The following is a 26,972-nucleotide window of genomic DNA, read 5'->3' as shown; positions in this document are numbered from 1 at the left end:
AAATGTCTGAAAAAACTTTAAATCCTTTTGAAATAGCTCAACAACAAGTAAAAGTAGCTTGTGATAAACTAGGTACTGTACCAGCGGTATATGAAATATTAAAAAACCCATTGAGAGTAGTAGAAGTAGCAATCCCTGTCAAAATGGACGATGGTAGTATAAGGACTTTTATTGGCTATAGGTCCCAACACAATGATGCCATAGGGCCCTTTAAGGGTGGGTTAAGATTTCATCAGGATGTTCATATGGATGAGGTTAAAGCCTTATCAACTTGGATGACATTTAAGTGCGGAGTAGTAGGGATTCCTTATGGTGGGGGTAAAGGTGGGATTGCTGTTAACCCGAAGGAGCTTTCTCAAAGAGAACTTGAAAGGCTTGCTAGGGGCTATGCAAGGGCGATAGCCCCTGTAATAGGGGAGAGAAAAGATATTCCGGCTCCAGATGTAAATACAAACCCTCAAATTATGGCTTGGATGGTTGATGAATATGAAAAAGCTACGGGGCGTTTTGAACCAGGGGTATTTACTGGAAAACCAGTGTCCTTTTATGGTTCATTAGGAAGAACTGAGGCAACGGGTTATGGTGTTGCTATAATGGCAAGAGATGCAGCCAAAAAACTAAACATTCCTATTGAGGGTGCCAAAGTAGCAGTTCAAGGTTTTGGCAATGTAGGTAGCTTTGCGGCTTTGTATATGAGTAAAATGGGAGCAAAGGTTGTTGCTGTATCCGATTCATCATCCTGTATTATAAATAAAAGCGGTTTCCATGTAAAAAGCTTAATAGACTTTGTTAACAAGACAGGTCAAATATTAGGATATGATGGGGCTCATGAGTCACTTGAACGGGATGCTGTATTAACTATGGATGTTGATATTTTAATGCCTTGTGCCTTAGAAAATCAAATAACTTCAAAGAATGCCCATAATATTAATGCGAAAATTATAAGCGAAGGTGCAAATGGACCAACAACGCCTGAAGCTGATCAGATTTTAAATAATAAAGGGATTGTAGTTGTACCTGATATTCTTGCTAATGCAGGTGGAGTTACTGTATCCTATTTCGAATGGGTACAAAACCTAATGAGATATTCATGGTCCTTTGAAGAAGTTCAAGAAAAACAAGAAAAAATTATGGTAAAGGCCTTTGAAGAAATTTGGCAATTAAAATCAGAACATGGTGTAGATATGAGAACTGCAGCGTATATGATGTCAATTAAGAGGATTGCTGAAGCTATGAAATTAAGAGGTTGGTACTAATAAGTATATATAAATCGCCTACGATTAATATTTTTTGTAGGTGATTTTTTTATTCTATAGGAAATTATAAAATTAAAAATCTGTGGATAACATATGGTATGATTGAGATATGAATAGAAAAAAGATAACAGTTAAAGAGATATTGGTAGATAGATATGAGGACTTTAAAAACACATACTGGTCTAGAGTTCCTAAGGTTATGAGAGAACATATAGATGATCTAGTAAATAAGGCTATAAATTGTAGCGATGTTAAAAATGGATATGCCGAATATATATGTGAGGATTGTTTTAGTGTAACGAAAGTACCATTTACATGTAAAAGCAAGTTTTGCAATAAATGCGGAAGAGTATATACACTAAAATGGGCTGAAAAGCAGCAACAGAACATGTTAAGGGTAGGGCATAGACATAGTCCTGAGTTTAGAACTTAGAGGCGAATAAAACGGTATAAACGTTAATATATAAACATTTATACCGCTTTATACTTGTCCTATTATTTAAGATTTACTGATAAATCAAGTTTTGTGCAAGCTCTGAACTTCGTTAATGTCATATTACTTTTTAGTGTAGATAATTTTAGTATCTCAGCTAAGACAAGATAAGATTGAGAAATTCGTGTAGGTGTGACAACAACTTTTGGAAACTTGCCTTGAACCAAGACTAGTGGTTCTCTTATCGCTTCCATAATTTCAGCCACTGACACCTGCCTACCTTGTTCACTTGATAAAAGGTATTGCATATATCGTAAAATACATAAACATAGAAAGCACATTGTAAAATGCCCTTTAATATGATTATCACTCCACACGAATACTGGACGAGCTCTTAGGTCTGTCTTTAATATACGAAAGCTTTCTTCTATTTTCCAAAGTCCCCGTATATTTTCATTACTTCTTCTGTACTTAACTCTAGGTTGTTTGTTATTATTGCATAATAACCATCATAGCGTGATGCTTCATTTATTTTATTTTCATCTAATTTCCAGCCCTCTGTATCTAATTCCATTTCAAGATATTGATTACATCCTCTTCTTAGAGCTGCTTTTAATTGGTATGGCTTATCCAATTTCTTTTTTAATTTTTCAAGCATTCTTTCTCTATCTTGGTTATCTTTTTTAGCGCGTTTAGACGACCATGTCAGATGAATCTTTACTGGTATTTCTTCAATTCTATATTTTTAGGCCTACCCCGTTTGCCAATTTCTGAAATTTCATCTTCTTTTAGAGGAACTTTAACTTCTATATTTTGATTAACAACCTTACTGCGATATATGATTTCACCACTCATTGGATCTGTAGTGTTATTCCAGTTACTTTCATCCCAAACCATTTCTTTGAATCGTTCTTTAGAACGTTTCAAAGTATAACTAATTACAAAGTCTTGTCCACCTTTGATAAGGTATTCTAAGTTACTTCCACTATTAAGTCCTCTATCTGCTACCACGGTAATCTTCTCTAACCCATATAACTTTTTAGTTTTTCAACAGATTGTACTAAAGTATTTTGGTCCATTGTGTTCCCTGGAAAAAGCTCAAATGTTATTGGAATGCCGTTATTATCCATCAAAAGCCCCATTACTACTTGAACTTCATTATTTTTATGATCTTTTGAAAATCCAAACATTCTAAGTTCGCCCCATTTGGTACTTTCGAAGGAATATGTCGTTACATCATAGTAAGCTTCAGACTCTTTTCGGTTCGTTTTCTTTTGAAAAAGTCTGCTAAATGGGCTACCACACTTCTTTTTGGTCGGCAAGAACGTCTAAAACATCATAAAATATATCGTTTCCCAGAATTGGTACTCCAGCATAACGTTTTTGCTCTGAAGCCGCTAGATTAATGCTTGATGGGTGTGCGCAGCGATGAGCAATTAAATAATAAAGTGCTTGGGCCACAGTCTTTGCATTGCGCTTTCCAGAACTAACTTCAAAGAAGTTATCAAGGGCCATATTACTCCATAGTTGGTTGATTAGTGCATGACCGAAGTTATAGGAAGGAACAACATCAGTAGGAGACAAAATATCCATAACGGGTACTTCAAGAGCTAAAGGTGCAGTAGAAGTTTTCTTTGCCTTAGTAATTTCAGCTGCTTCGGCTTTTAATTTTGCAATAATATCTGGATCTTCTGCAAGCATACGTTCATAGTTGCCAATAGTTTTTACAACATGAGTTTTCTTGCGATTAGTTCCCGGAATGCGAGTATCTTCTCTAAATTGAATTACACGAGCCTTTCCTGAACCTGTTATTGCAACGTACATAACCTGTTCCCCCTGAATAATTATTTATATTCCTATTATACCATTTTTAAGTATAAATGGAAAGAAAATAATAGGAAATAACAGGACAAAATATATAAAAATTTTACAAATAAAAAGATCTCTGAAAACCGCTTCATTAGCAATCCTCAGAGATTCCTATTAAATTTAATGGGCATAATATCTTCTAAAGTCAGGAAGTACCATTTACATGTAAAAGCAAGTTTTGCAATAAATGCGGAAGAGTATATACACTAAAATGGGCTGAAAAGCAGCAACAGAACATGTTAAGGGTAGGGCATAGACATAGTGTATTTACAATGCCTAAGGAACTGAGAAACTTCTTTTATGCAAGGAGAGAATTATTAAAAGAATTGCAGGATGCAGTATACAACGTAATTTCATATTGGTATAAAAATAATAGGAAATGTGATTATGAAGTAGGTATAATAGCTGTAGTGCACACCTTTGGAAGAGATTTGAAATGGAACCCACATATACATGCATTAGTAACAGAGGGAGCAATAGATAGAAATAATAATTGGTGGAAGAGTGTTGAATATATACCATATCCATTTTTGAAGAAAGCATGGCAGAAGGTGCTACTAGAAATAATTAAGAAATATTTTAATAGTTATGAAACCAGGCAGCTAATAAGTGAGATGTATAAAAGATATCCAAATGGGTTTTATGTTAATGCAAAGAGAAAACTGAATGATACAAGACAAGCAGTAAAGTACATAGGAAGATATCTTGCTAGAGCAGCTATAGCAGAATATAGAATAGAGGAATATGATGGAGAAAAGGTTACGTTTTGGTATGAAGATCATAACGATGGAAAAAAAGTAAAGATAACTATGGATGTGTTAGAATTTATAGGAAAAATAACACAACATATAGTACCTAAAGGATTCAAGACAGTAAGAAGATATGGACTGTATTCAAGGAGAAGAAATAAGATATCCAAGGATATAGTGCATCTATATAATTTTATGAAGGAAAAGTCTATAGAAAAATTGCTTAGGGATAAGAGAAAAAGTTTTGAAAAGAAAAAGACCTGGAAAGAGAGGATTATAGAGAATTTCGGAAGAAATCCACTTTTATGTGTAAAATGTACCACTGAAAAATTTTATGGAGAATATGGCATAAAGACTATGGGGTGATATATGATATAAGAGAATCTAGGGATATGGAGGAAATATTATATGAGCCCATTAGTAGAGCGCCATTACAAAGAAAAGTTGTACAAATATCATTGTTTGAAGTGTAAGTATTTGGAGTGGGCTCCCGCAGATATTGTGGATGAGTTTGCAGATTTGGATACCTACTGTGACGAAGAGTACGACGAAGAACAAAATAAAAATAGAAAAGGTATGCCGATTATGGTATGCCCTAATTGTAATGAGGATTTTTATTATTTTGGTGAACAAAAAGAAGAAAAACACTCATACCTAGAAGAAGATGATGAGTGTATTCCTTTTTAAACACAGTCCCCGTCAGGGGATTTTTTTATTGAAAAAAATAAAATTAAACAAGTTTCTCTAATGGAAATTTGTGATATAATTCAACTATATAATTATTTTTAAAAGGGTTATAACATATGATGAGGGGGATTACTAATGGAGTACGTAAAGGAAAATTTGACCGGAGTAGAGGAAATAGAGATAGTTGAGTTTAAAATTGGTGACAATTATTTTGCAATAAATGTGTCTAAGGTGAGAGAAATAATCCCTTATTTACAAGTTACAAAGATACCGAATTCTCATCCGTGTATAAAAGGTATATTTAAAATTAGAGATTCAGTTATATCGGCTATAGATCTTCCAAAATATTTAAATCTACCGGTTATCGATACTAAGGATAGTTTTTATATTATAGCTCATTTTAATGGTACTTCAGTGGGTTTCGAGGTACATGAAGTTATAGGGATACATAGGCTTTCACCAGGAAGCATTGAGAAGCCAGATGAAAGTTTTTATGGTGCAGAAAGTGGTATTGCCTCAGGAATTGTTAAACTAGAGGATAAATTAGTTATATTGTTAGAACTTGAAAAAATACTATATGATATAAGTCCGAAAATGGTAAAGCAAGTAGCAAATATTTAAAATCTAATGATCTTAAAAATAGTTCTATACTTTAAGTATGTGAACTATTTTTGTGTAAATAACTATTATTATTAAAAATGTATATTATCCTTTTATCTAGGAGAAAATGTCTGTTGTTTAGGTGTGAAATTTAAACACTCTTTGCCTGAAGATTCATAAACAGCTATAGACGGAATTTTGGTTGTTTTAAAGTTGAAAAATTTACAGCCCTTTGGAAAGCGGGGATCCCAGGTAGTAAAATAGTATTTGCATTTTAAACAATTAATTCTTTGTTGCACATCACACACCACCTTAACTATTTGTTTATAAATAATTATATATAATAAACAAAATAATGGAAATAGGCTAAAGTGATACTGTATTGGAATTAATAGGGTTTTGTGATATGATTATATGTAAGTACCTAAAATAGGAGGCAAACATATGAAAAAATATTTTTATTTTTTCCTAGCAGTCTTATTGGTAGTTAGTATAACTTTTAATTTATCATTAAATACAAAATTGAATGTCGCTAATAATAAAATAACTGAGATAAATGAAAATACTGCTTTAATTGTTGAAAGAAATATTAGACAAAGCATTGTAAACACAAAAGAATTAATAGATACAAACTCAAAAGAGGCGTTGTTCGGGCTACAAAGAACAGTTGAGGACTTAGCTGTATCCCTTATGCAGTGGTACCAATTAAACCAAACTGAAGAATTGACTAGCAGTACTACTATTCAAAAAGGGCTAAATGGAATTGAAGCTATTAGAAGTACAATTATTCATCACTTAAACAGGCAATATATAGTAAATGGAGACCAGCTACAGGTTGAAGATATCGAAATGTTAGAACGATTCAATGAAAATATGAATCGATTGTTACTGGTATATCATAATATTTAAAATTCTAAAAATCCTTTTTCAGCAGATAGTGGTTTGTGGCAAATAGCTAATAACTTTGAGGAAATGAGTAGATTATATAGGCATAGTAGTATTCCAAACAAGCATCCTGAATATATAAGCTTTGAAAAAGCTGTAAATAGTATAGGAGAGCAGTTGACTGAGTTAAAGGATTATGATATTAAAGTAGATAGTAAAAATGTATTTGTTAAAGAAGGGGTACACTATTATCAATTTAACCTAGGAAAGGAAAATGAGTTAGTGTACACAGTTGCTATTGATGCTAGAAGTGGAGCAATTAGAAATTTAGAATATAAAAAAGCAATAGACGGAAACAAATTACTTTCTAGCTATGAAACCTTAAACATTGCAACTAACTTTCTGAAGAAATATTATACCGGTGATTTTCAAACGGAAATGCTTTATATAAAAAATGATAACGATAATACATCACTTTACTCATTCAGATTCATTCCTATAGAGGATAATATAAAAATTTTGTCTGATGCATATATTGTTAATGTGTGTCCGCAGTCTGGTAGAATCTTAAAGTACTCAAATGATTATAATAATACAAAAGTTGTTTCGACAGAACAATACTTTTCTCAACAGGAGATTCTTACAAAAAATCCAAGTGATTTGGGTGTGTTAACCTATGAGGGTTTGACCTTAGTTAGATCATTTAGGACTAGATTTAGGCCAACCTTAACTCATAGTTTTAGAACAACTCAAAAAGATCAACAATTAATACTATATTATGATGTAAGAACAGGAGTATTAGTTCACCAACTATATCATCTTTATGAACAAATGCAACTTTAAAACATGCCCCCGGGTTCCGAAAGGAAATACCGAGGGGTTTTCTACATGGCAGAAAGGGGATAAAACCTATGGAAATAACCTTTTCCAATAATAAAGCTATTATTGAAAATATAGATCATTTTGACTTGAAGCATACCTTTGAATGTGGACAATGCTTCAGATGGAATGAGGAAGAGGATGGGAGTTATACAGGAATAGCCTTTGGAAAAATATTAAATGTAAAAAAAGATAATAACGTATTTGTTTTTAGTGATACAAACAAAGAGGATTTTGAAAATATATGGTTTAATTACTTTGACTTAGGTAGAAATTATGGAGAAATAAAGAGCTGTATAAATAGGGATGAAATGATAGAACAAGCAATAGAGTTCGGAAGTGGAATTAGAATTTTAAATCAAGAACTTTGGGAGACTATAGTGTCCTTTATTATATCAGCAAATAATAATATACCTAGAATTAAAAAGAGTATAGAAATGATTTGTGAAAGGTATGGAGAGTATATTGGAACATACAAGGGGCAAAAAAGATTTTCTTTCCCTGATGCTAATATATTGAAAGAGCTAAGGGAAGAGGATTTGAAGGAATGTAATACTGGCTACAGAGCAGGATATATTATTGAGTCTGCTAAAATTTTTTCTAATGAAAGGACTACATTAGACTTATTCAAAGAGTTAAATTCGGAAATGAGTTTAAAGGAATTAACAAGGTTTTCTGGGGTAGGGCCAAAAGTTGCCCATTGTATAAATGTTTTTGCCTTAGGGAAAAGAGATGCTTTTCCAGTGGATGTTTGGATTAAGAGAATTGTAGAGCATTTGTATTTTAAAGAGATAACAACTCCTCGAAAAATTCAGGACTTTGCATATGAAAAGTTCGGTCTGAATGCAGGATATGCTCAGCAATATTTATTCTACTACGCTAGGGAACTAAATCTAGGAAAAGAGAAATAAGGGGGGATTTTTATTTATGCTTGGAACAGTGGTTAATTCATTAGCTATTATTATTGGAGGACTAATGGGTATTTTGCTTAGGAAGGGAATACCTGATACCTACAAGGAAACAATTATGCAAGGCCTTGGGCTTTGTGTTTCTGTAATAGGTCTTATGGGTGCTTTTAAGACTCAGAACCTACTATTAGTAATATTTAGTATTGTTATTGGTATTATTATTGGAGAGGCCTTGAAAATTGAAGAGAGATTAAATTCCATAGGCGGTCATATGGAAAGGGCTGTAATGAAAATAAGTTATTGGTATAAAGCAATCTTGAAAAGAATAGGTAAGGAAATAGGTCAAAATGGCGGGCAAAATGAAGGCAGAATCACTAAGGGCTTTGTTACGGCGAGCCTTATTTACTGTGTTGGGGCTATGGCTATAGTCGGTTCCTTAGAAAGTGGTTTAACAGGGAATCACGAAACTCTATTTGCAAAATCTCTATTAGATGGAGTATCTTCTGTAATCTTTGCTTCCTCATTGGGTATTGGAGTTGTATTTTCTTCAATCGCAGTTTTTGTTTATCAAGGGTTTATTACCTTAACAGCAACATATGTTAAGTCCCTTTTAGTTGAAAGTGTAATTATAGAAATGTCAGCTATCGGGGGACTTTTAATTGCGGGTATTGGAATTAATATATTGGAAATAAAGAGAATAAAAGTAGGGAATATGCTTCCGGCGGTATTTATACCTATTGTATTTATTATATTTCAGCCTTTTCTTATTACAATAAGTGAGTTTTTTAAAAATCTAATGTAAAAATGCAAAAAACAAAGAAAAATAGAAAAATAATTTAAAATAGCTAGATAATGATTAATATTTCCGCATAATTGGCAATAATAGCATATAATCGGATTTGCTACCATTTAAGAATTTATATAACATATAAATGTAATTAGCACTCGCTCTAAGTGAGTGCTAATAAAGTGGCAAAATATAATTTTAATATTATAAAAATATAAGGAGGGTACTTTAATGAGTATTAAACCGTTAGGAGACAGAGTAGTAATTAAAAAGCTTGAGGCTGAAGAAAAAACAAAAAGCGGTATAGTATTACCTGGTACAGCGAAAGAGCAACCACAAATGGCAGAAGTTGTTGCAGTGGGCCCTGGTGGAGTTGTAGATGGAAAAGAAATAGTGATGGAACTAAAAGTTGGGGATAGAGTTATCTTCTCTAAATATGCAGGTACTGAAGTGAAATTCGACGGAACTGAGTACACAATTTTAAGACAAAGCGACATTCTTGCTATCGTAGAGTAGTTATAAATAATACATAGAGAAAACGAGGAGGTTATTAAATATGGCAAAAGAAATTAAATTTAGTGAAGAAGCTAGAAAGTCTTTAGAGGCTGGAGTTAATAAATTAGCTGATACTGTTAAGGTTACATTAGGACCTAAGGGAAGAAATGTAGTTATAGATAAAAAGTTTGGATCTCCACTTATAACTAATGATGGAGTAACTATTGCAAAAGAAATAGAGCTAAGTGACGCTTATGAAAATATGGGAGCTCAATTAGTAAAAGAAGTTGCTACTAAAACAAATGATGTAGCAGGGGATGGAACTACAACAGCTACACTTTTAGCACAGGCAATTATTAGAGAAGGTTTAAAAAACGTTGCAGCTGGTGCAAACCCTATGATTATGAAAAAAGGGATTCAAAAAGCTGTAAATGTAGCAGTTGAAGAATTAAAGGCTATTTCTAAGCCAATCGAAAGTAAAGAAGCGATTGCACAAGTTGGAGCAATTTCTGCTGCTGATGAAGAAATCGGAAAACTTATTGCAGATGCTATGGAAAAAGTAGGAAAAGATGGAGTTATTACGGTTGAAGAGTCAAAATCCATGGGAACTACTTTAGATGTAGTTGAAGGGATGCAATTTGACAGAGGATATTTATCACCATATATGGTTACTGATACAGAAAAAATGGAAGCAGTTTTTAATGATGCATACATTTTAATTACTGATAAAAAGATATCTAATATTCAAGATATTCTACCTGTTTTAGAGCAAATTGTTCAACAGGGTAAGAGATTAGTTATTATTGCTGAAGATGTTGAAGGTGAAGCATTAGCAACACTAGTAGTAAATAAATTAAGAGGAACTTTTGAGTGTGTTGCGGTTAAAGCTCCAGGTTTTGGAGATAGAAGAAAAGCAATGCTTGAAGATATTGCTATTTTAACTGGTGGAACTGTGATTTCAGAAGAGTTAGGCTATGACTTAAAATCTGCAACAATTGATATGTTAGGTAATGCTAGAACAGTAAAAGTAGGAAAAGAGAATACTACTGTTATTGAAGGCAGTGGAAATCCAAAAGCTATTGCAGATAGAGTTAGTCAATTAAGAGCTCAAGTTGAAGATACTACTTCTGAGTTTGACAAGGAAAAACTTCTTGAAAGATTAGCAAAACTTTCTGGTGGAGTTGCTGTAATTCAAGTTGGTGCTGCAACAGAAACAGAGTTAAAAGAAAGAAAACTAAGGATTGAAGATGCATTAAATGCTACAAGAGCTGCAGTTGAAGAAGGAATCGTTTCAGGTGGTGGAACTGCTTTAGTGAATGTTATTCCAGCAGTAGAAGCAATCATCAGCACTGTAGAAGGAGACGAAAGAACTGGGGTTAAAATTGTAAGAAGAGCATTAGAGGAGCCATTAAGACAAATAGTTGAGAATGCAGGACTTGAAGGTTCTGTTGTAGTTGAAAAAGTTATGAATGCAGAAAAGGGCATTGGTTTTGATGCATTAAACGAAAAATATGTAAATATGATTGAAACTGGTATAGTTGACCCTACAAAAGTAACAAGATCTGCATTACAAAACGCAGCATCTGTTTCTGCTATGCTATTAACTACTGAAGCAGCTATAGTTGATATTAAAGAAGATGTGCCACCTATGGGTGGAGGAATGCCTGGAATGGGCGGAATGGGAATGATGTAATTCCATTAAAAATTAAATATCTTGGGATAGTTAAAATTAATAAGTCGGGTATTTTAGAATACCCGACTTTACAATTTATTTCAATTCAGTTTTCATTTGTTGGTACTTAGTTTTTGCACTTTGTACATCTTGTTGTTGGGCTTGTTTTGTTTGATACCAACCTCTTTGTTTCATCGCATCAAATAATTGATATTGAATTTCTTGAGTTTCAGTAAGACATTTTGTAAGCTCTTGTCTTAAATTAGGGCAAGAAGTCTCAGTAATACCAGTGTTATAAGCAGAAGTAACTTGTTTCTCTGAAGCAATTAGATCATTCATTAATTCTTTCTCTGAAAAAGCAGGATTATTTGTAGGCATATAAAAACCTCCTTAAAATTATTGGTGAGAATTTAAATAATTTAATAAGTTATTATAGTGTTGCTTATGCTTTTGCGCTGCCTGTTGACAAAGGTTTTTTAGCTCTGTGTCAGTACAGTAATCCGCATAATTATTAAATTTTTTATTCATTAGAGATTCGTAGTTTAATTGATCCTCTAGAACCTTCAGGTTATTAGAATCTAATTTTTTTTGACCATTATTGTTTTGCATTGTTTGATTATTATTCATATCTGTATTAAACAATGTATAAACCTCCTTTTAATGAATATCTAATTGTAATTATAAAAAATTGTTGTCTTGATCTAAGTTATCACCATATTTTTTTCTTAAACTTTCATCATTTATTACATTATTGTTGTTATTGTTCTCAAATCCATTTGAAGAATGCTCATATAGAGCATGCTCTGTAATTAAATTACTTAATGGATATTCAGAACGGGAAGCAGAATTTAGCGCATTGATTAATGAGACGCTTTGAAGATTATTTTTAGGCTCATTCTTATCACTTTCTTTCATTTCTCACACTCCTTTTGCTTTTTTAATAAATCGCCTTATTATTATTAGCATTTCGGAGAAAATAAATTATGCATTTATCGATTAGATAAAGACCATATTATGTTGTATAATGAAAAAAAAGTAAAAAACTTAAAAAAGGGGAGAAATACTTTGATATACCGGCAATATGGAAAAACAAATAAAAATATTTCTGTGCTTGGTTTAGGTGGTATGAGATTTGGGAATGATGAAGACTATGCTGTTGAAGTAATAAGAAAGGCAAATGATTTAGGAATAAATTATTTTGATACTGCGCCCTTTTACTGTAGTGATAGAAGTGAAGATATTTTTGGAAAAGCATTTAAAAATATGACCGGTGAATTCTATGTTTCAACGAAAAGTGGAATTTTTAATGAGCCAACAGCAGATGATGTTAGAAGAAGAATAGAAAAATCATTAAAGAGATTAGGAGTAAATAAAATAGACTTTTATCATATGTGGTGCATTATGGATTTACGACAATATGAGAAAGTTATGGAGCAGGGTGGACCCTATGAAGGCGCTGTAAAGGCAAAGGAAGAGGGTTTAATAGATCACTTAGTTTTTTCTACCCATTGCAGTGGAAATGATATACGTAAAATAGTGGAAGACAATAGTTTTGAAGGAGTTTTACTAGGGTATAATGTAGTTAACCATCCATACAGACAAGAGGGTATTAAGGCAGCCCTTGAAAATAATATCGGAGTAAGTGTTATGAATCCATTGGGTGGGGGACTTATACCTAATAGCCCAGAATATTTTAATTTTTTAAAAGAAACAGAAGATGAGACTGTCTGTCAATCTGCACTAAGATTTATTTTAGCAGAGCCAGGGGTAACAACTGCATTAATAGGAGCATCATCAATAAAAGAATTAGAAGAAAATATTGGGGTTTTAAATTATCCACTAGTAGTTTCTGAGGCTAAGCGTAAGGAGATTAAAAGTAATATAAATGAAAGTATGGATAAACTATGTACTACATGTGGATACTGCTTAAAATGCCCTAAAAAAATAAAAATAAATAGATATCTAGAAGCATATAATATGAGTATTTTTAAAGATCACAAGGAAATGGAAAAATATTTAGAGTTTTTAAAAACACAAGGTGCACTAAAGGATGAAGAGGTTTTTGCTAAGGATTGTATTGAGTGTGGCAAATGTGAGGAATTATGCACACAAAAAATACCTATAATTAAAAGGCTAAAAGAAATTAGTTGCCTAAATCCAGCACATTAAAAATATTTAATATATAGAATATCTATAATAAATTATGTTGAAAGGATGATAATTTTGGAATTTAATTTACAAACAGGTATGAAGGCAGAAGTTGAAATTACAGTAGAGATGAAGGATACTGCACTAGCATTTGGTAGTGGTGGGGTAAAGGTCCTTGGTACTCCAATAATGATAGGTTTAATGGAGAATGCTTCATTAAAAGCCGTAGATCCTCATCTACCAGAGGGATTTGCAACCGTAGGCATAGATTTAGACGTAAAACATATAGCTTCAACCCCAATTGGAATGAAAGCCTATGCTAAGGCTGAATTAATTAAGATTGAAGGTAAGAAACTTCTATTCAAGGTTGAGGCATTTGATGAAATGGAAAAAATAGGTGAAGGTCTGCATAATCGCTACATAATTGAGCTAGAAAAATTTATTAAAAAATCAGAAAACAAAGGGAAATAATTGTTTTGATTTTAGAATAGAATTAGATATGTTTTGATATGAATGGATGTGAATTTATGGAATTGATCGATGCCATTAGAGAAAGAAGGAGTATAAGGAAATTTTTATCAGACCCTGTAGACGAAAAGGATATAATAGAAATTGTAGAAGCCGGAACCCTAGCCCCTAATGCTGAAAATCATCAAATGTGTAAATTTGTTGCTGTAACTAATACAGACTTAGTAGAAAAAATAGGAAAAGTTGTATCAAACAGAGTAAATCCTATTATCATTGCATGTAAGGACGTTGAGTACGAAAATATTAATCATCACAAATATTTTTTAACATTTTTTTAAGGATGCACCTGCTGTTATTTTAGCTTTTTCACGGCCATCTGCAAATGAGGTTGATTTGGCTTTAGATAAGTTAAACATGAAGGTGAATACTCCTATTCCGATAGATCCAATGCAGCAAAGTATGGGAGCTGCTATTCAAAATATTTCTTTAGCTACTCATGCAAAAGGGTTTGGTACTACTTGGATGTATGCTCCAGTTATAGCATATAGAGAAATAGGAGAAATTGTTATGTTTCCGAGCCATGGGTATTAACTGCCTTATTACCAATAGGAAGACCTGCTCAACAGCCTAATGCAAGGCCTAGGAAACCCATTGAAGAGGTATTTTCAATAATTAAATAAACATGTAAGCTTACTTCAAAATACAAATGTAATCTAATTATGATTTCTGCTCCAAAGTGTACGGAGTAGTAGGGTTAGCTTTCTACTGCTCCAGTACTAAATTAAAGTAGATCAGAATATAAACTAACACTAATTAGAAAAAAATAAAAGTAGACATTTGGTTTTATGGTTGATACTTTGTTAATTTTTTAGAAAAAACTTAATAAATTGCTTGACATTTTTTAAATTATTTGATAATTTAGATAATGGATACACACTAAATATTACATAAAATATCCCAAATAGGGATTATTTTTATTATAACGGCGGGGTTGTGTAGAGAAGAGTTCTATGTGGTTTCGCTGAAAAAAATATTGACTATATAGCCAATATTTCCAACGAAGCGTATAAATATTTTACTTTGAGATAGACTTAAAAAGTAAAATACTTATGCGTTTTTTATTGCTAAAATTTAAATTTCAGAAAATTATATATATTCTAACATTAGTGTTTAACTAAATTTTAACTTGCTAAAAATTTTATCGAGCAGTATAATAAGTGATAATTTATTAAATAGGAGGGTTATACATGGAAGATAAAATTGTGAAAGAAGGATTAACCTTCGATGATGTGCTTTTAATACCTGGTAAATCGGACATACTTCCAAGTCAAGTACAGCTTTCAACATATTTAACTAAAAAGATTAAGTTAAATATACCACTTATGAGTGCGGGAATGGACACTGTTACAGAAGGTAAAATGGCAATATCTATGGCGAGGGAAGGCGGAATCGGAATTATTCATAAAAATATGACAATTGAGCAACAGGCCCTAGAGGTTGATAAAGTTAAACGAAGTGAGCATGGAGTTATAGTTGATCCTTTTTATTTAGCTCCGGACAACTCTGTTGCGGATGCATTAGAATTGATGGAAAGATATCGTATTTCCGGGGTTCCAATCACAACAAAAGGTAAGCTTGTTGGTATCATTACAAATAGGGACATCAGATTTGAAACTAATTACGATAGACCAATCAAAGAAGTTATGACTAAAGATAATTTAGTTACAGCAATGGAAGGCATTACTATGGACCAAGCATTAGAAATATTAATGCAAAATAAAATTGAGAAGCTTCCTATAGTTGATAATGAAGGATTTTTAAAAGGTCTTATTACAATAAAAGATATAGAAAAGGCTATAAAATTTCCTAATTCTGCAAAGGATAGTAAGGGAAGACTCCTTGTAGGTGCGGCTGTTGGTATTACGAAGGATATGATAGAGAGAATTGATGCACTATACAAGGCAAAAGTTGATGTGGTTGTTGTAGATACAGCCCATGGACATTCTCAAGGAGTTATTGATGCAGTTAAAAAGATTAAGGCTATCTACCCAGAATTACAGCTAATTGCAGGAAATGTAGCAACTGCTGAAGCCACTGTTGAGTTAATTAAGGTTGGAGCAGATTGCGTTAAAGTAGGAATTGGGCCAGGTTCTATTTGTACAACTCGTGTTGTTGCAGGTATAGGAGTACCGCAAATTACTGCAGTTTATGATTGTGCAAAGGCTGCTAAGGAATATAATATACCTGTTATTGCAGATGGTGGAATTAAGTACTCTGGGGAAATAACTAAGGCTATAGCTGCAGGAGCTAACGTAGTGATGATGGGTTCTCTGTTTGCTGGAACGGAAGAGAGTCCAGGGGAAACAATTATCTATAAGGGAAGAAGCTTTAAATCATATAGAGGTATGGGTTCCATAGCCGCAATGCAATTAGGGAGTAAAGATAGATACTTCCAAGAAGATGATAAAAAGCTAGTACCAGAGGGTGTTGAAGGTAAAGTTCCGTATAAAGGACCGGTAAAAGATACGATTTTCCAATTAATTGGTGGTCTAAGAGCGGGTATGGGATACTGTGGAACAGGTAGTATAAAAGATCTTCAAGATAATAGTAAATTTATTAGAATTACAAATGCTGGACTTAAAGAAAGTCATCCTCATGATATAGCTATAACAAAAGAGGCTCCAAACTATAGTTTACATGATTAATTTCAGCCGAGTAAAATACTCGGCTTTACCATATTTAACTAATTAAACAAAGAAGGGAAGAACGATATGACAAATGAAATGATTTTGATAATTGACTTTGGTGGACAATATAGTCAATTAATTGCTAGAAGAGTTAGAGAAAAAAATGTTTTCTGTGAAGTAGTTTCATATAAAACACCCTTAGAGAAAATCAAAGAGAAAAACCCTAAAGGAATAATTTTTAGTGGTGGGCCTGCAAGTGTATACAGTGAGAATTCTCCTACTGTGCCAGTTGAAATATTTAAAATGGGTATACCTATTTTAGGAATCTGCTATGGTGGTCAATTAATGGCCCAAGTATTAGGCGGAAATGTTAATAGAGCAAATAAAAAAGAGTATGGAAAAACAGCATTAAAATTAAACAGTAAGTCTTTATTATTCAATAATCTACCAAGTGAATTAGTGTGTTGGATGAGTCATACGGACTTTATTGAAATAGCACCAGAAGGCTTTGAAATAACAGCTACTACACTAGATTGTCCAGTAGCTACAATGGAAGATGAGGCTAATAAATTATATGCGGTACAGTTCCACCCAGAGGTTGAGCATACAGAATTTGGAAGGGAAATTATACAAAATTTCGTATTTGGAATTTGTCAGTGCGAAGGAACTTGGACAACTGAAAATTACATCAAGGAAGAAATTGAGAAAATAAGAAATGTTGTTGGTGACAAAAAGGTACTTTGTGCATTATCTGGGGGTGTAGACTCCTCAGTTGCGGCTGTTCTTGTTCATAGAGCAATTGGAGACAATTTGTCTTGTATATTTGTTGATCATGGAATGTTACGTAAAGGTGAAGGTGACCAGGTAGAAAAGCTATTCAAAAACGAGTTTAAAATGAATTTTAAAAGAGTTAATGCTAAGGAGCGTTTTTTAGGAAAATTGGCAGGAGTAAGTGACCCAGAGACAAAGAGAAAAATTATCGGTGAAGAATTTATCCGTTTATTTGAAGAAGAGGCGAGCAAAATAGGCCAGTATGACTTCTTAGTTCAAGGAACTCTTTATTCAGACGTTATAGAGAGCGGTACTGATACAGCAGCGGTTATAAAAAGTCATCATAACGTAGGTGGTTTACCAGAGGATATGACTTTTAAATTAATAGAGCCATTTAGATTATTATTCAAGGATGAAGTTAGAGCTGTTGGAACTGAACTTGGACTAGCTGATGAAGTGGTTTGGAGACAACCATTCCCAGGACCTGGTTTAGCTGTTCGTGTTTTAGGAGAGTTAACTGATGATAAGCTAGAAATAGTTAGAGAAGCAGATGCTGTAGTTAGAGAAGAAATTAAAAATGCAGGATTAGATAGAGATATATGGCAATATTTTGCCGTACTTCCAAATATTCAGAGTGTAGGGGTTATGGGTGACGAAAGAACCTATGCTCATACGATTGCCATTAGAGCAATCACTAGTACAGATGCTATGACCGCAGACTGGGCTAGAATACCTCATTCCGTATTAGAGAAAATTTCAAACAGAATAGTTAACGAAGTAAAAAATGTAAATAGGATTGTATACGATATTACTTCAAAGCCACCTGCAACTGTAGAGTGGGAATAAATGCAAAATGCCTAGACTTAAGTGTTCTAGGCGTTTTCACTATAAATACGAAAAAAAGAATAAAAATATAAAAAAATGTTTGACCTTTTTTAAAGCATTTGTTATTATATAGTTGTAAATTAAATATCGAAAAGAAACTCATATAATGTCGAAAATAAGGTTCGACAGTCTCTACAGGATGACCGTAAATCATTCTTCTATGAGTGAAAGTGTATCTAGGGTTCCGTTCATTTTTGAAGCTGGTCCGAGCGATACAGGCATCGTTGATCATCGTTGATGTCACACCGAAGGGACAAAAGCCCGGGCGGATAGGTTTCACTTATAAAATAACCTATCCATCCGAGCTTTATTTTTTTGTAAATCGGGTATTATATATACAATTGGGATTGTTATTCAGCTATGAGTTGACTTTTCAAAAAACTCAATGGGGTTATAAAAAAAAGGAGGCTACATCAATGAATGAATTTTTCAAGCTAAAAGAGCACAACACAACTGTAAAAACTGAAGTTATTGCAGGGATCACAACGTTTGTAACAATGGCTTACATTCTAATTGTTAACCCACTAATGTTATCTGAAACTGGTATGAACTTTAATGCAGTATTTATGGCAACTTGTTTATCAGCAGCAATTGGTACTTTAATTATGGGACTTTATGCTAACCTTCCATTTGCTCAGGCACCTGGTATGGGATTAAATGCTTTCTTTACGTATAGTGTTGTATTTGGTTTAGGTTACTCTTGGGAAGCAGCTTTAGCAGCGGTATTTATTTCTGGTTTATTTTTTATTTTTCTAACAGTAACTGGAGTTAGAGAGTTAATTGTTGAAGCTATACCAAATTCTTTAAAGCATGCGATTGCAGCAGGTATTGGATTATTTATAGCACTTATCGGATTCAAAAATGCAGGAATTGTTGTACCAAGTGGAGCAACTCTTGTAACTTTTGGAAACTTCTTAGAAGCACCTGTTTTATTAGCGGTTATTGGTTTAATAATTACAGCATTTTTAATGGCTAAAAATATAAGAGGCGGATTATTATTCGGAATCATTGCTACAACATTAATTGGAATTCCTATGGGAGTTACAGATACAACAATGACAAGTTTTTCATTAAATATTGGAGACACTTTATTTAAAGCCTTCAATCCTGGATTCAGAGATTTAATGGGAATGCAAGGTGGATTTGGACCTGTATTACTAAGTATTTCAACAGTAGTTATCTCTTTCGCATTAGTAGATATGTTCGATACAATTGGAACTTTAATTGGAACTGGAGCTAAAGCAGGAATGCTTGATGAAAAAGGTAAACTGCCAAACATGAATAAAGCATTATTGGCAGACGCAGTTGCAACTTCTGCAGGGGCATTACTTGGAACATCAACTGTTACAACTTATGTTGAGTCAGCAGCAGGGGTAGCAGAAGGTGGAAGAACTGGTTTAACAGCAGTAACAACTGGTATTATGTTTATTCTTGCAATCTTTATTGCACCATTTGCCCTAATGGTTCCAGGAGAAGCGACAGCACCAGCATTAATCATTGTTGGGGTTTTAATGATGAGTACAATTAAAAATATTAACTTCGAAGATTTTGAAGAAGCAGTACCTGCATTCTTTACAATAGCAATTATGCCGTTTTCATTCAGTATTGCAAATGGTATTGGAGCTGGATTAATTTTCTACCCTATCACTAAATTAGCGGCAGGAAAATCAAAAGATGTTCATCCAGCAGTCTATGTATTGGCTTTACTGTTCATCGCAAAATTAGCATTTTTACCTCGTTAAGTTATAGAGCAGCTAAGTTACTCTTAGCTGTCTTTTTTTACAAAAAATCAGGGTATTTTAAGTGGGGGTGTAGTAATCTATGCATAAAAAAATTGGAATAATCGGTGGTGGACAGTTAGGAAAAATGAGCATTTTAGAAGGTAAAAAACTTGGACTTAGCTTTGTAATACTAGATCCCTCTTCTGATTGTCCAGCGTCGACTATAGTTGACGAACAAATAGTCGATAACTACTTTAATGAAGAAAAAATTAAAGAATTAGCAGATAAGACAGATATATTAACCTTTGAATTTGAACATATTAATGCAGACTATCTTATGAGGTTAGAGTCAATGGGCTATAAAATTTATCCGTCACCATCTACATTAAAGATGGTTCAAGACAAATATCAACAGAAAACATTTTTAAATAAACATGATATACCTACCCCTAGGTTTATGAAAGTAGATTCAGTTAAAACTATTACTGAAGCTATAAAAGATTTTGGACTACCATTAGTATTAAAAAGCTGTACAGGTGGCTATGATGGAAAGGGTAACTATTTAATTAGAAGTCACAATGAAATAGAGCTTGCATACGAAACTCTAAGTAAAGGTTCAGAAAATCTAATGGTAGAAGAGTTTGTAAAATTTAATATGGAAATTTCCGCATTAGTTGCAAGAGACATTAATGGAAAAATGGAAATATACCCTCTGGCAGAAAATATTCATAAGGATAATATTCTAATAAGAACTATTGTGCCAGCAAGAATTAATAAAGAGATAGAGAAAAAGGCTAAAGCCCTTGCATTAAAAACTATGGAGCATCTAAAAGGTGTAGGCGTATTTTGTATAGAAATGTTTGTAAGTAATGACGGAGATGTTTTAATAAATGAAATAGCACCTAGAACTCATAATTCTGGTCACTATACAATCGAGGCCTGCAGGACATCACAATTTAGTCAGCATTTAAGAGCAATTCTGGAATTACCCTTAGGAAGTACAGAGCTACTAAAACCAGCCGTTATGGTTAATATTTTAGGGGAAGAGGGTTTTGAAGGAAAGACCGAAGTTATTGGTTTAGAGGAAACTTTAAAAATAGCAGAATGTAATGTCCATATATATGGCAAGAAAGATACCAGTGGAAAAAGAAAGATGGGACATGTAACAATACTAGAAGAGAATCTAGATAAAGCTTTAGAAATTAGTGATATGGTTTTAAATACATTAAAGGTAATAAGTAGTTAGGAGGAATTTTATGAGAGATCCATTAGTGAGTATTATAATGGGAAGCGATTCAGATTTACCTATTATGAAAGAGGCAGCACAAATCTTAGATGAACTTTCGGTACCCTATGAATGTACTATAGTTTCGGCTCATAGGACTCCTGACCGAATGTTTGATTTTGCTAAGGTAGCAGAATCTAGAGGAATTAAGGTTATTATTGCTGGGGCTGGTGGGGCTGCTCATCTTCCTGGAATGGTAGCATCTTTAACGAACTTACCGGTTATAGGAGTACCAGTAAAAAGTAAATCCTTTAGTGGAGTGGATTCACTATACTCTATAGTCCAAATGCCTCCAGGAATTCCAGTAGCAACTGTTGCAATTGATGGAGCAAAAAATGCAGGTATATTAGCAGCTCAAATTGTGGCCCTTGAAAATAGCAGTGTGAAGGACAAAGTTAAAGAGTACAAGGATAGTTTAAGAGAAATGGTTGAGGATAAAGCCCAAAATTTAGAGAAAATAGGCTATGAAAAGTATCTAAGTAATAACAAATAATTAAATATCAATATTTGTGGAGGTGTTAATATGGGAGAATTACAAAGGTTAGAGAAATTATATGAGGGTAAAGCTAAAAGAGTATATAAAACTAATATCGAAAAGCAATTTATAGTAGAGTACAAGGATGATGCAACAGCATTTAATGGTGAGAAAAAAGGTACAATCTCTAATAAAGGATTAATAAATAATGAGATGTCTGCACACTTATTTAAAATACTAGCTGATGCAGGAATTGAAAACCATTTCATCGAGCTTTTAAATGAAAGAGAAATGCTTGTAAAATCAGTAGAAATAATTCCGATTGAGGTAATGATTCGAAATGTAGTGGCAGGATCCTTAGCAAAAAGACTAGGACTAGATGAGGGGACTGAGTTAAGTAAAACAGTAATCGAATTTGCATATAAGAGTGATGAGCTTGGAGATCCAATGATAAATGACTATCATATTGATGCCTTAAACTTAGCAACTAAGGAGCAGTTAGATACTATAAAGTCCTTAAGTATAAAAATTAATGAGGTTTTAGAGAAGTACTTTTTAGAAAAAGACTTAAGATTGATTGACTATAAATTAGAATTTGGATTATTTGAGAACAGAGTTATTTTAGCAGATGAAATATCTCCTGATACTTGTAGATTGTGGGATGTTAATACTAATGAGAAATTAGACAAAGACCGTTTTAGAAGAGATTTAGGTAATGTTGAAGAGTCATATATAGAAGTATTAAGAAGATTAAAGGCATAGGAGGAATAAATAATGAAGGCTAAGGTGTATGTAACATTAAAAAATAGTATCGCTGACCCACAGGGTAACGCAATTAGAGGTGCACTTAATAAAAAAGGTTTTTCAAATGTTGAGGATGTAAGAATTGGAAAGCTAATCGAAATTGAATTAGGGGATATTACGAAAGAAGTAGCAGAAAAACAATTAAATGAAATGTGTGAGAAACTTCTAGCAAATACAGTAATTGAAAAATACGAGTTCGAAATAATATAAATTTAACCAATAAGCCTTATTATGAGGAGTGATAAAAATGAAGTTTGGGATAATTGTATTTCCTGGATCAAATTGTGATATAGATTGTTACCATGTTTTAAAGGATATTTTAAAAAAAGATGTTGAATATGTATGGCACGACACTGATAACTTAGATAAATATGACTGTATTGTAATACCTGGAGGATTCTCCTACGGGGATTATTTAAGATGTGGGGCTGTTGCACAGTTTTCTAAGGCTATGGAACAGGTTAAAGTCCATGCAAGTGAAGGAAAACTTGTAATAGGAATATGTAATGGATTCCAAATTCTAACAGAGGCTGGATTATTACCAGGAGCACTAGTTAGAAATAAAAATCTAAAGTTTATATGTGATACTGTAAGCCTTCAAGTTGAAAATACTTCAACACCTTTTACTAATCTTTGCAAAGAAGGTCAGATTATTGATATTCCAATTGCCCACGGGGAAGGGAATTATGTGGTTGATGAAGATATTTTAGAAAATATGAAGAAGAATAATCAAATCATATTTACCTATAAGGATAATCCTAATGGCTCTCTTTTAAATATTGCTGGTGTATGTAATGAGAACAAAAATGTTATAGGAATGATGCCACATCCTGAAAGAGCAAGTGAAGCACTACTTGGAAATAGTGATGGTTTAGTAATTTTTGAATCTATCATTAATTATTTTGAAGGAGGGGCAAAAAATGAGTAATGCATATGAATTAGTAGGACTTAAGAAAAGTGAATATGATAAAGTTTTAGAAGTTTTAGGTAGAGAACCAAATGAGCTCGAGCTTAATATGTATGGAGTTATGTGGTCAGAGCATTGTAGCTACAAACATTCAAGAGCATTATTTAGACATTTCCCTACTTCTAATGAAAGAGTACTTCAAGGTCCTGGAGAAAATGCAGGAATTATAGATATAGGAGATAACTTAGCTGTTGCTATGAAAATAGAAAGTCATAATCACCCATCAGCTATTGAGCCATATCAAGGGGCTGCAACAGGGGTAGGGGGAATTATTAGAGATATATTTGCCATGGGAGCTAGACCTATTGCATTACTTAACTCCCTTAGATTCGGTGAAATAGAAAATGATGTTAGAGTTAAATATTTATTTGAAGGTGTAGTAGAGGGTATAGCAGGTTATGGAAACTGTATGGGAATACCTACTGTTGGTGGAGAAGTATATTTTAATAAATCATATCAAGGTAATCCATTAGTAAATGCCATGTGTGTAGGTATTATTGAGCACGATAAAATCCATAGAGGTAACGCCTCTGGTGTGGGTAATTCAATTATGTACGTAGGAGCTGCAACTGGTAGAGATGGTATGGGTGGGGCTAGCTTTGCATCTGTTGAACTTACAGAGGAATCAGAAGAAAAAAGATCCGCAGTGCAGGTTGGGGACCCATTTATGGAGAAACTTTTATTAGAGGCTTGTCTTGAGTTATTAGCCACTGGGTGTGTAGTAGGTATTCAGGACTTAGGGGCAGCGGGACTAACTTCTGCATGTTGTGAGACAGCAACTAGAGGAGAAGGGGGCATGGAAATTGATGTCTTAAAGGTTCCAAGACGTGAAAAGGGAATGATTCCTGTTGAAATTATGATTTCCGAGTCTCAAGAGCGAATGCTTCTAATAGTCGAAAAAGGTCGTGAAAACGAAGTAAATGAAATAGTTGAAAAGTGGGGCCTACATTCAGTAGTAATAGGTAAAGTAACAAATGATGGAATGCTTAGGGTTATGGAAGGGGACAAGGTAGTAGGAGAAATGCCTGCTAACTCCTTGGATTCTTCAGGAGCACCTAGATATTATAAGGATTATGAAGTGCCAGCCTATTATGAAGAGCTAAAAAACTTTAAATCATCGGATGTTAAGGAGCCTGATAATCATAATGAAGTTCTATTAAATATGATAGGTTCTCCAAATTTGTGTAGTCGTGAATGGATATATAAACAATATGATCATATGGTTAGAACTAGTACTGTAGTAAAGCCTGGTTCAGATGCAGCAGTAATGAGAGTTCGAGGAACAAATAAAGGAATCGCCTTAACAACGGACTGTAATAGTAGATATTGCTATTTAGATCCTAGAGAAGGAAGTAAAATTGCTGTAGTTGAGGCTGCAAGAAATGTTGTATGCAGTGGTGCTTTACCATTAGCTATTACAGATGGACTTAATTTTGGTAGTCCTGAAAAGCCTGATAGATTCTGGCAATTTAGAGAGTGTATATTAGGAATTAGTGAAGCCTGTAGAGAACTAGACACTCCTGTAATAAGTGGAAATGTAAGCTTCTATAATGAAACAGAAAAGGATGCAATATACCCAACCCCAATGATTGGAATGGTAGGAGTACTTGAAGATGTTGAAAAAGCATGTACAATGGAGTTTAAGAAAGAGGGAGACATTATAGTTCTTTTAGGTGAAACGAAGGACGAGATTGGCGGTAGTGAGTATTTATCTAGAATACACGGGCTTGAGAAAGGTAAGGTTCCGTTCCTTAACCTAGCATTAGAGAAGAAAATCCAAAAAGTATTATTAAGTTCAATCGAAAAAGGGTTTATAAAGTCTGCTCATGATTTAAGTGAGGGTGGCCTAGCCGTAGCCTTAGCAGAGAGTGCAATAAATTCTGGACTAGGTACTAAAATTGCAATCAACTCAAACCTAAGAAATGATGTTGAGCTTTATTCAGAAAGTCAATCAAGATTTTTAGTTACTTTAGAAGATAGCAGTTTAGAACTTTTAAAGAAAGCATTAGAAAGTGAAAATATTCCTTATAGTATATTAGGAAAAGTTGAAGGAACAGAATTACAAATAGATATAAATAATAATAGTGTTGTTAAATTGCCTATTAATCAAATGGAAGAGGTTTGGAGAGGGGCTATCCAATGTTTAATGGAATAAATGACGATAAACTAAGAGAAGAATGTGGAGTAATTGGAATTTATAAAAGTGATACAGAAAGTGTTGCTCAGCATGTTTACTTTGGTCTCTATAGTTTACAGCATAGAGGACAGGAAAGTGCTGGAATTGCAACGAATAACGGAACACAAACCCATTATCATAAAGGTATGGGTTTAGTTCCAGAGGTTTTTAATGATGAAACACTAGGTAAGCTAAAGGGACATATTGGAATAGGACATGTTAGATATTCTACAACTGGGGAGAGTTATGTCGAAAACGCTCAGCCCCTATCTGTTAGATATAAAGGTGGGAGTATTTCATTAGCCCATAATGGTAATTTAGTAAATACTAAGGCAATCAGGAGTCAGTTAGAGGACGATGGAGTAGTATTTCAAACAACAATAGATAGTGAAGTAATTGTAAATTTAATCGCAAGATATAGTAATGATGGAATTGAATATGCAATAAAGAGAACGATGGATCAAATTAAAGGGGCCTACGCATTGGTTGTAATGACAGAAGATTCTGTATTTGGGGTAAGAGATCCTCTTGGTTTAAGGCCTCTATGTTTAGGTAGCATAGAAGGTGGATACGTACTAGCCTCAGAAAGCTGTGCACTAGAAACTATGGGTGCAACATTAATAAGAGATATAGAGCCAGGTGAAATAATACGAATAAGTAAAGAAGGCACATTTTCTATCTATTACACAAAAGAATCTAAAAAGAATGTCTGTATTTTCGAATATATTTATTTTGCTAGACCTGACAGTGTAATGGAAAACATCAGTATATATGAATCTAGAAAAAATGCAGGAAGAATTTTAGCTAAAGAGCATCCAGTTGATGCAGATATGGTAATAGCTGTTCCAGATTCATCCATACCTGCTGCAATTGGCTATGCAGAAGAATCTGGCATTCCTTTTGGAGAGGGACTGATGAAAAATAGATATGTAGGAAGAACCTTTATACAGCCAACTCAATCCATGAGGGAGTTAGCCGTAAGATTAAAGCTTACTCCACTAAAGCAAAATGTTAATGGAAAAAGATTAATAATGATAGATGATTCTATAGTAAGAGGAACAACTAGCAAACAAATAGTGGAGAGTTTAAAGGCTGCAGGAGCAAAAGAGGTTCATGTAAGAATAGTCTCGCCGCCAGTAGCTTATAGCTGTTACTTTGGTATTGATACACCGGATAGAACGCAACTTTTAGGTGCAAATAAAACAATTGAAGAAATTAGAAATTTTATTGGAGCGGATAGCCTAGCTTATATAAGTTTAGAAGGATTAGTTGAATCTACTGGTTTAAATAATGAACAATTTTGTTTAGCATGTTTTAACGGTAATTATCCGATAGAAGTTTCAAATATATAGACTATAGAAACAC

The 26,972-nt window shown here is 33.5% G+C and carries 30 protein-coding genes, 2 pseudogenes and 1 riboswitch; of the genes and pseudogenes, 25 read left to right on the top strand and 7 right to left on the bottom strand.

The annotated features are described in order from the left end of the window. Window positions 1–2 precede the first annotated feature (2 nt). Together HZR23_RS03075 and HZR23_RS03070 are read left to right on the top strand one after the other, a co-directional pair. Entirely contained in the window at window positions 3–1,256 is a 1,254-nt protein-coding gene (locus HZR23_RS03075) for a Glu/Leu/Phe/Val family dehydrogenase (RefSeq protein ID WP_132849595.1), read from the top strand. A 109-nt stretch (window positions 1,257–1,365) separates the two neighbouring features. Beyond that, window positions 1,366–1,671, top strand: a pseudogene (locus HZR23_RS03070) (transposase zinc-binding domain-containing protein); the annotation flags it as partial. 445 nt (window positions 1,672–2,116) lie between these two features. Here the strand turns inward: HZR23_RS03070 and HZR23_RS16815 are convergent. The 4 genes from HZR23_RS16815 to HZR23_RS16800 form a co-directional block, all read right to left on the bottom strand. Then, a complete protein-coding gene (locus HZR23_RS16815) occupies window positions 2,117–2,323 on the bottom strand; it encodes a hypothetical protein (RefSeq protein ID WP_249536736.1) in 207 nt (68 codons plus the stop codon). Between the two features lie 83 nt (window positions 2,324–2,406). Further along, a complete protein-coding gene (locus tag HZR23_RS16810) occupies window positions 2,407–2,700 on the bottom strand; it encodes a hypothetical protein (protein ID WP_249536735.1) in 294 nt (97 codons plus the stop codon). Between the two features lie 11 nt (window positions 2,701–2,711). Then, a complete protein-coding gene (locus tag HZR23_RS16805; protein ID WP_249536734.1) occupies window positions 2,712–3,011 on the bottom strand; it encodes a hypothetical protein in 300 nt (99 codons plus the stop codon). Beyond that, the gene (locus HZR23_RS16800) at window positions 2,986–3,513 is read right to left on the bottom strand and encodes a hypothetical protein (protein ID WP_249536733.1); all 528 of its coding nucleotides are present in this window, start codon (window positions 3,511–3,513) and stop codon (window positions 2,986–2,988) included. Before HZR23_RS16800 ends, HZR23_RS16805 begins: the two co-directional genes overlap by 26 nt. A 194-nt stretch (window positions 3,514–3,707) precedes the next feature. Here HZR23_RS16800 and HZR23_RS03060 point away from each other — a divergent pair. From HZR23_RS03060 to groL, 9 genes and pseudogenes are all read left to right on the top strand, one after another. After that, a pseudogene (locus HZR23_RS03060) lies at window positions 3,708–4,780 on the top strand (IS91 family transposase); the annotation flags it as partial. A gap of 4 nt (window positions 4,781–4,784) precedes the next feature. Beyond that, complete coding sequence (locus tag HZR23_RS03055; protein ID WP_213050207.1) at window positions 4,785–4,994, top strand: hypothetical protein; 210 nt, start codon at window positions 4,785–4,787, stop codon at window positions 4,992–4,994. A 135-nt stretch (window positions 4,995–5,129) separates the two neighbouring features. Beyond that, window positions 5,130–5,615, top strand: a complete 486-nt coding sequence (locus HZR23_RS03050) for a chemotaxis protein CheW (RefSeq protein WP_132847971.1) — start codon at window positions 5,130–5,132, stop codon at window positions 5,613–5,615. A 423-nt stretch (window positions 5,616–6,038) separates the two neighbouring features. After that, window positions 6,039–6,503, top strand: coding sequence for a hypothetical protein (locus tag HZR23_RS03045; protein ID WP_132847973.1), 465 nt, complete (start codon window positions 6,039–6,041; stop codon window positions 6,501–6,503). Window positions 6,504–6,536: 33 nt separating this feature from the next. Next, window positions 6,537–7,322: a YcdB/YcdC domain-containing protein gene (locus tag HZR23_RS03040; protein WP_132847974.1), complete on the top strand. Its 786-nt coding sequence runs from the start codon at window positions 6,537–6,539 to the stop codon at window positions 7,320–7,322. 68 nt (window positions 7,323–7,390) lie between these two features. Next, the gene (locus HZR23_RS03035) at window positions 7,391–8,269 is read left to right on the top strand and encodes a DNA-3-methyladenine glycosylase family protein (RefSeq protein ID WP_132847975.1); all 879 of its coding nucleotides are present in this window, start codon (window positions 7,391–7,393) and stop codon (window positions 8,267–8,269) included. 16 nt (window positions 8,270–8,285) lie between these two features. Next, on the top strand, window positions 8,286–9,068 hold the full coding sequence (locus tag HZR23_RS03030) for a DUF554 domain-containing protein (protein ID WP_132847976.1): 783 nt from the start codon (window positions 8,286–8,288) through the stop codon (window positions 9,066–9,068). A gap of 216 nt (window positions 9,069–9,284) precedes the next feature. After that, complete coding sequence (gene groES / locus HZR23_RS03025; RefSeq protein WP_132847977.1) at window positions 9,285–9,569, top strand: co-chaperone GroES; 285 nt, start codon at window positions 9,285–9,287, stop codon at window positions 9,567–9,569. Window positions 9,570–9,609: 40 nt separating this feature from the next. Next, window positions 9,610–11,241 (top strand): chaperonin GroEL, encoded by a 1,632-nt coding sequence (groL, locus tag HZR23_RS03020; RefSeq protein ID WP_132847978.1) that lies wholly within the window; start codon window positions 9,610–9,612, stop codon window positions 11,239–11,241. A gap of 75 nt (window positions 11,242–11,316) precedes the next feature. Here groL and HZR23_RS03015 read toward each other — a convergent pair whose 3' ends face one another. From HZR23_RS03015 to HZR23_RS03005, 3 genes are read right to left on the bottom strand one after another with little or no spacing between them, the layout of a single operon-like run. Next, complete coding sequence (locus tag HZR23_RS03015) at window positions 11,317–11,598, bottom strand: spore coat protein (RefSeq protein WP_132847979.1); 282 nt, start codon at window positions 11,596–11,598, stop codon at window positions 11,317–11,319. Window positions 11,599–11,616: 18 nt separating this feature from the next. Then, window positions 11,617–11,862, bottom strand: a complete 246-nt coding sequence (locus HZR23_RS03010) for a hypothetical protein (protein WP_330571395.1) — start codon at window positions 11,860–11,862, stop codon at window positions 11,617–11,619. A 36-nt stretch (window positions 11,863–11,898) separates the two neighbouring features. After that, window positions 11,899–12,135 (bottom strand): hypothetical protein, encoded by a 237-nt coding sequence (locus HZR23_RS03005; RefSeq protein ID WP_132847980.1) that lies wholly within the window; start codon window positions 12,133–12,135, stop codon window positions 11,899–11,901. A gap of 150 nt (window positions 12,136–12,285) precedes the next feature. Between HZR23_RS03005 and HZR23_RS03000 the strand changes: the two genes are divergently transcribed. The 14 genes from HZR23_RS03000 to purF all read left to right on the top strand — a co-directional run bounded on the left by HZR23_RS03000 (window position 12,286) and on the right by purF (window position 26,959). Continuing rightward, complete coding sequence (locus HZR23_RS03000; RefSeq protein WP_132847981.1) at window positions 12,286–13,389, top strand: aldo/keto reductase; 1,104 nt, start codon at window positions 12,286–12,288, stop codon at window positions 13,387–13,389. A 45-nt stretch (window positions 13,390–13,434) separates the two neighbouring features. Further along, window positions 13,435–13,839 carry a thioesterase family protein gene (locus HZR23_RS02995; protein WP_165913640.1) on the top strand — a complete coding sequence of 135 codons (405 nt, stop codon included), beginning with the start codon at window positions 13,435–13,437 and terminating at the stop codon, window positions 13,837–13,839. 56 nt (window positions 13,840–13,895) lie between these two features. Continuing rightward, the gene (locus HZR23_RS17510) at window positions 13,896–14,174 is read left to right on the top strand and encodes a nitroreductase family protein (RefSeq protein WP_165913641.1); all 279 of its coding nucleotides are present in this window, start codon (window positions 13,896–13,898) and stop codon (window positions 14,172–14,174) included. Window positions 14,175–14,190: 16 nt separating this feature from the next. Continuing rightward, complete coding sequence (locus HZR23_RS17505) at window positions 14,191–14,427, top strand: nitroreductase family protein (protein WP_132847983.1); 237 nt, start codon at window positions 14,191–14,193, stop codon at window positions 14,425–14,427. A 656-nt stretch (window positions 14,428–15,083) separates the two neighbouring features. Next, a complete protein-coding gene (gene guaB / locus HZR23_RS02980; protein WP_132847984.1) occupies window positions 15,084–16,541 on the top strand; it encodes an IMP dehydrogenase in 1,458 nt (485 codons plus the stop codon). Window positions 16,542–16,607: 66 nt separating this feature from the next. After that, window positions 16,608–18,140 carry a glutamine-hydrolyzing GMP synthase gene (gene guaA, locus HZR23_RS02975; protein ID WP_132847985.1) on the top strand — a complete coding sequence of 511 codons (1,533 nt, stop codon included), beginning with the start codon at window positions 16,608–16,610 and terminating at the stop codon, window positions 18,138–18,140. Between the two features lie 118 nt (window positions 18,141–18,258). Beyond that, window positions 18,259–18,360, top strand: a riboswitch (purine riboswitch). A 235-nt stretch (window positions 18,361–18,595) separates the two neighbouring features. Next, window positions 18,596–19,921: an NCS2 family permease gene (locus HZR23_RS02970; protein ID WP_132847986.1), complete on the top strand. Its 1,326-nt coding sequence runs from the start codon at window positions 18,596–18,598 to the stop codon at window positions 19,919–19,921. Window positions 19,922–20,000: 79 nt separating this feature from the next. Next, entirely contained in the window at window positions 20,001–21,146 is a 1,146-nt protein-coding gene (locus HZR23_RS02965; RefSeq protein WP_132847987.1) for a 5-(carboxyamino)imidazole ribonucleotide synthase, read from the top strand. 10 nt (window positions 21,147–21,156) lie between these two features. Next, the gene (gene purE, locus HZR23_RS02960; protein WP_132847988.1) at window positions 21,157–21,678 is read left to right on the top strand and encodes a 5-(carboxyamino)imidazole ribonucleotide mutase; all 522 of its coding nucleotides are present in this window, start codon (window positions 21,157–21,159) and stop codon (window positions 21,676–21,678) included. Window positions 21,679–21,708: 30 nt separating this feature from the next. Then, a complete protein-coding gene (gene purC, locus HZR23_RS02955; RefSeq protein ID WP_132847989.1) occupies window positions 21,709–22,422 on the top strand; it encodes a phosphoribosylaminoimidazolesuccinocarboxamide synthase in 714 nt (237 codons plus the stop codon). A 12-nt stretch (window positions 22,423–22,434) separates the two neighbouring features. Then, the gene (gene purS, locus HZR23_RS02950) at window positions 22,435–22,674 is read left to right on the top strand and encodes a phosphoribosylformylglycinamidine synthase subunit PurS (protein ID WP_213050315.1); all 240 of its coding nucleotides are present in this window, start codon (window positions 22,435–22,437) and stop codon (window positions 22,672–22,674) included. A gap of 37 nt (window positions 22,675–22,711) precedes the next feature. Beyond that, entirely contained in the window at window positions 22,712–23,392 is a 681-nt protein-coding gene (purQ, locus tag HZR23_RS02945) for a phosphoribosylformylglycinamidine synthase subunit PurQ (RefSeq protein ID WP_132847991.1), read from the top strand. After that, window positions 23,385–25,586, top strand: a complete 2,202-nt coding sequence (purL, locus tag HZR23_RS02940; RefSeq protein ID WP_132847992.1) for a phosphoribosylformylglycinamidine synthase subunit PurL — start codon at window positions 23,385–23,387, stop codon at window positions 25,584–25,586. Before purQ ends, purL begins: the two co-directional genes overlap by 8 nt. Beyond that, complete coding sequence (gene purF / locus HZR23_RS02935) at window positions 25,571–26,959, top strand: amidophosphoribosyltransferase (protein ID WP_132847993.1); 1,389 nt, start codon at window positions 25,571–25,573, stop codon at window positions 26,957–26,959. Before purL ends, purF begins: the two co-directional genes overlap by 16 nt. The last annotated feature ends 13 nt before the right edge of the window (window positions 26,960–26,972 follow it).

Source organism: Serpentinicella alkaliphila, from assembly GCF_018141405.1.
GTDB lineage: Bacteria > Bacillota > Clostridia > Peptostreptococcales > Natronincolaceae > Serpentinicella > Serpentinicella alkaliphila.
The sequence above is the reverse complement of the archived record's forward strand: the minus strand, read 5'-3'. Positions and strand labels throughout refer to the sequence as shown.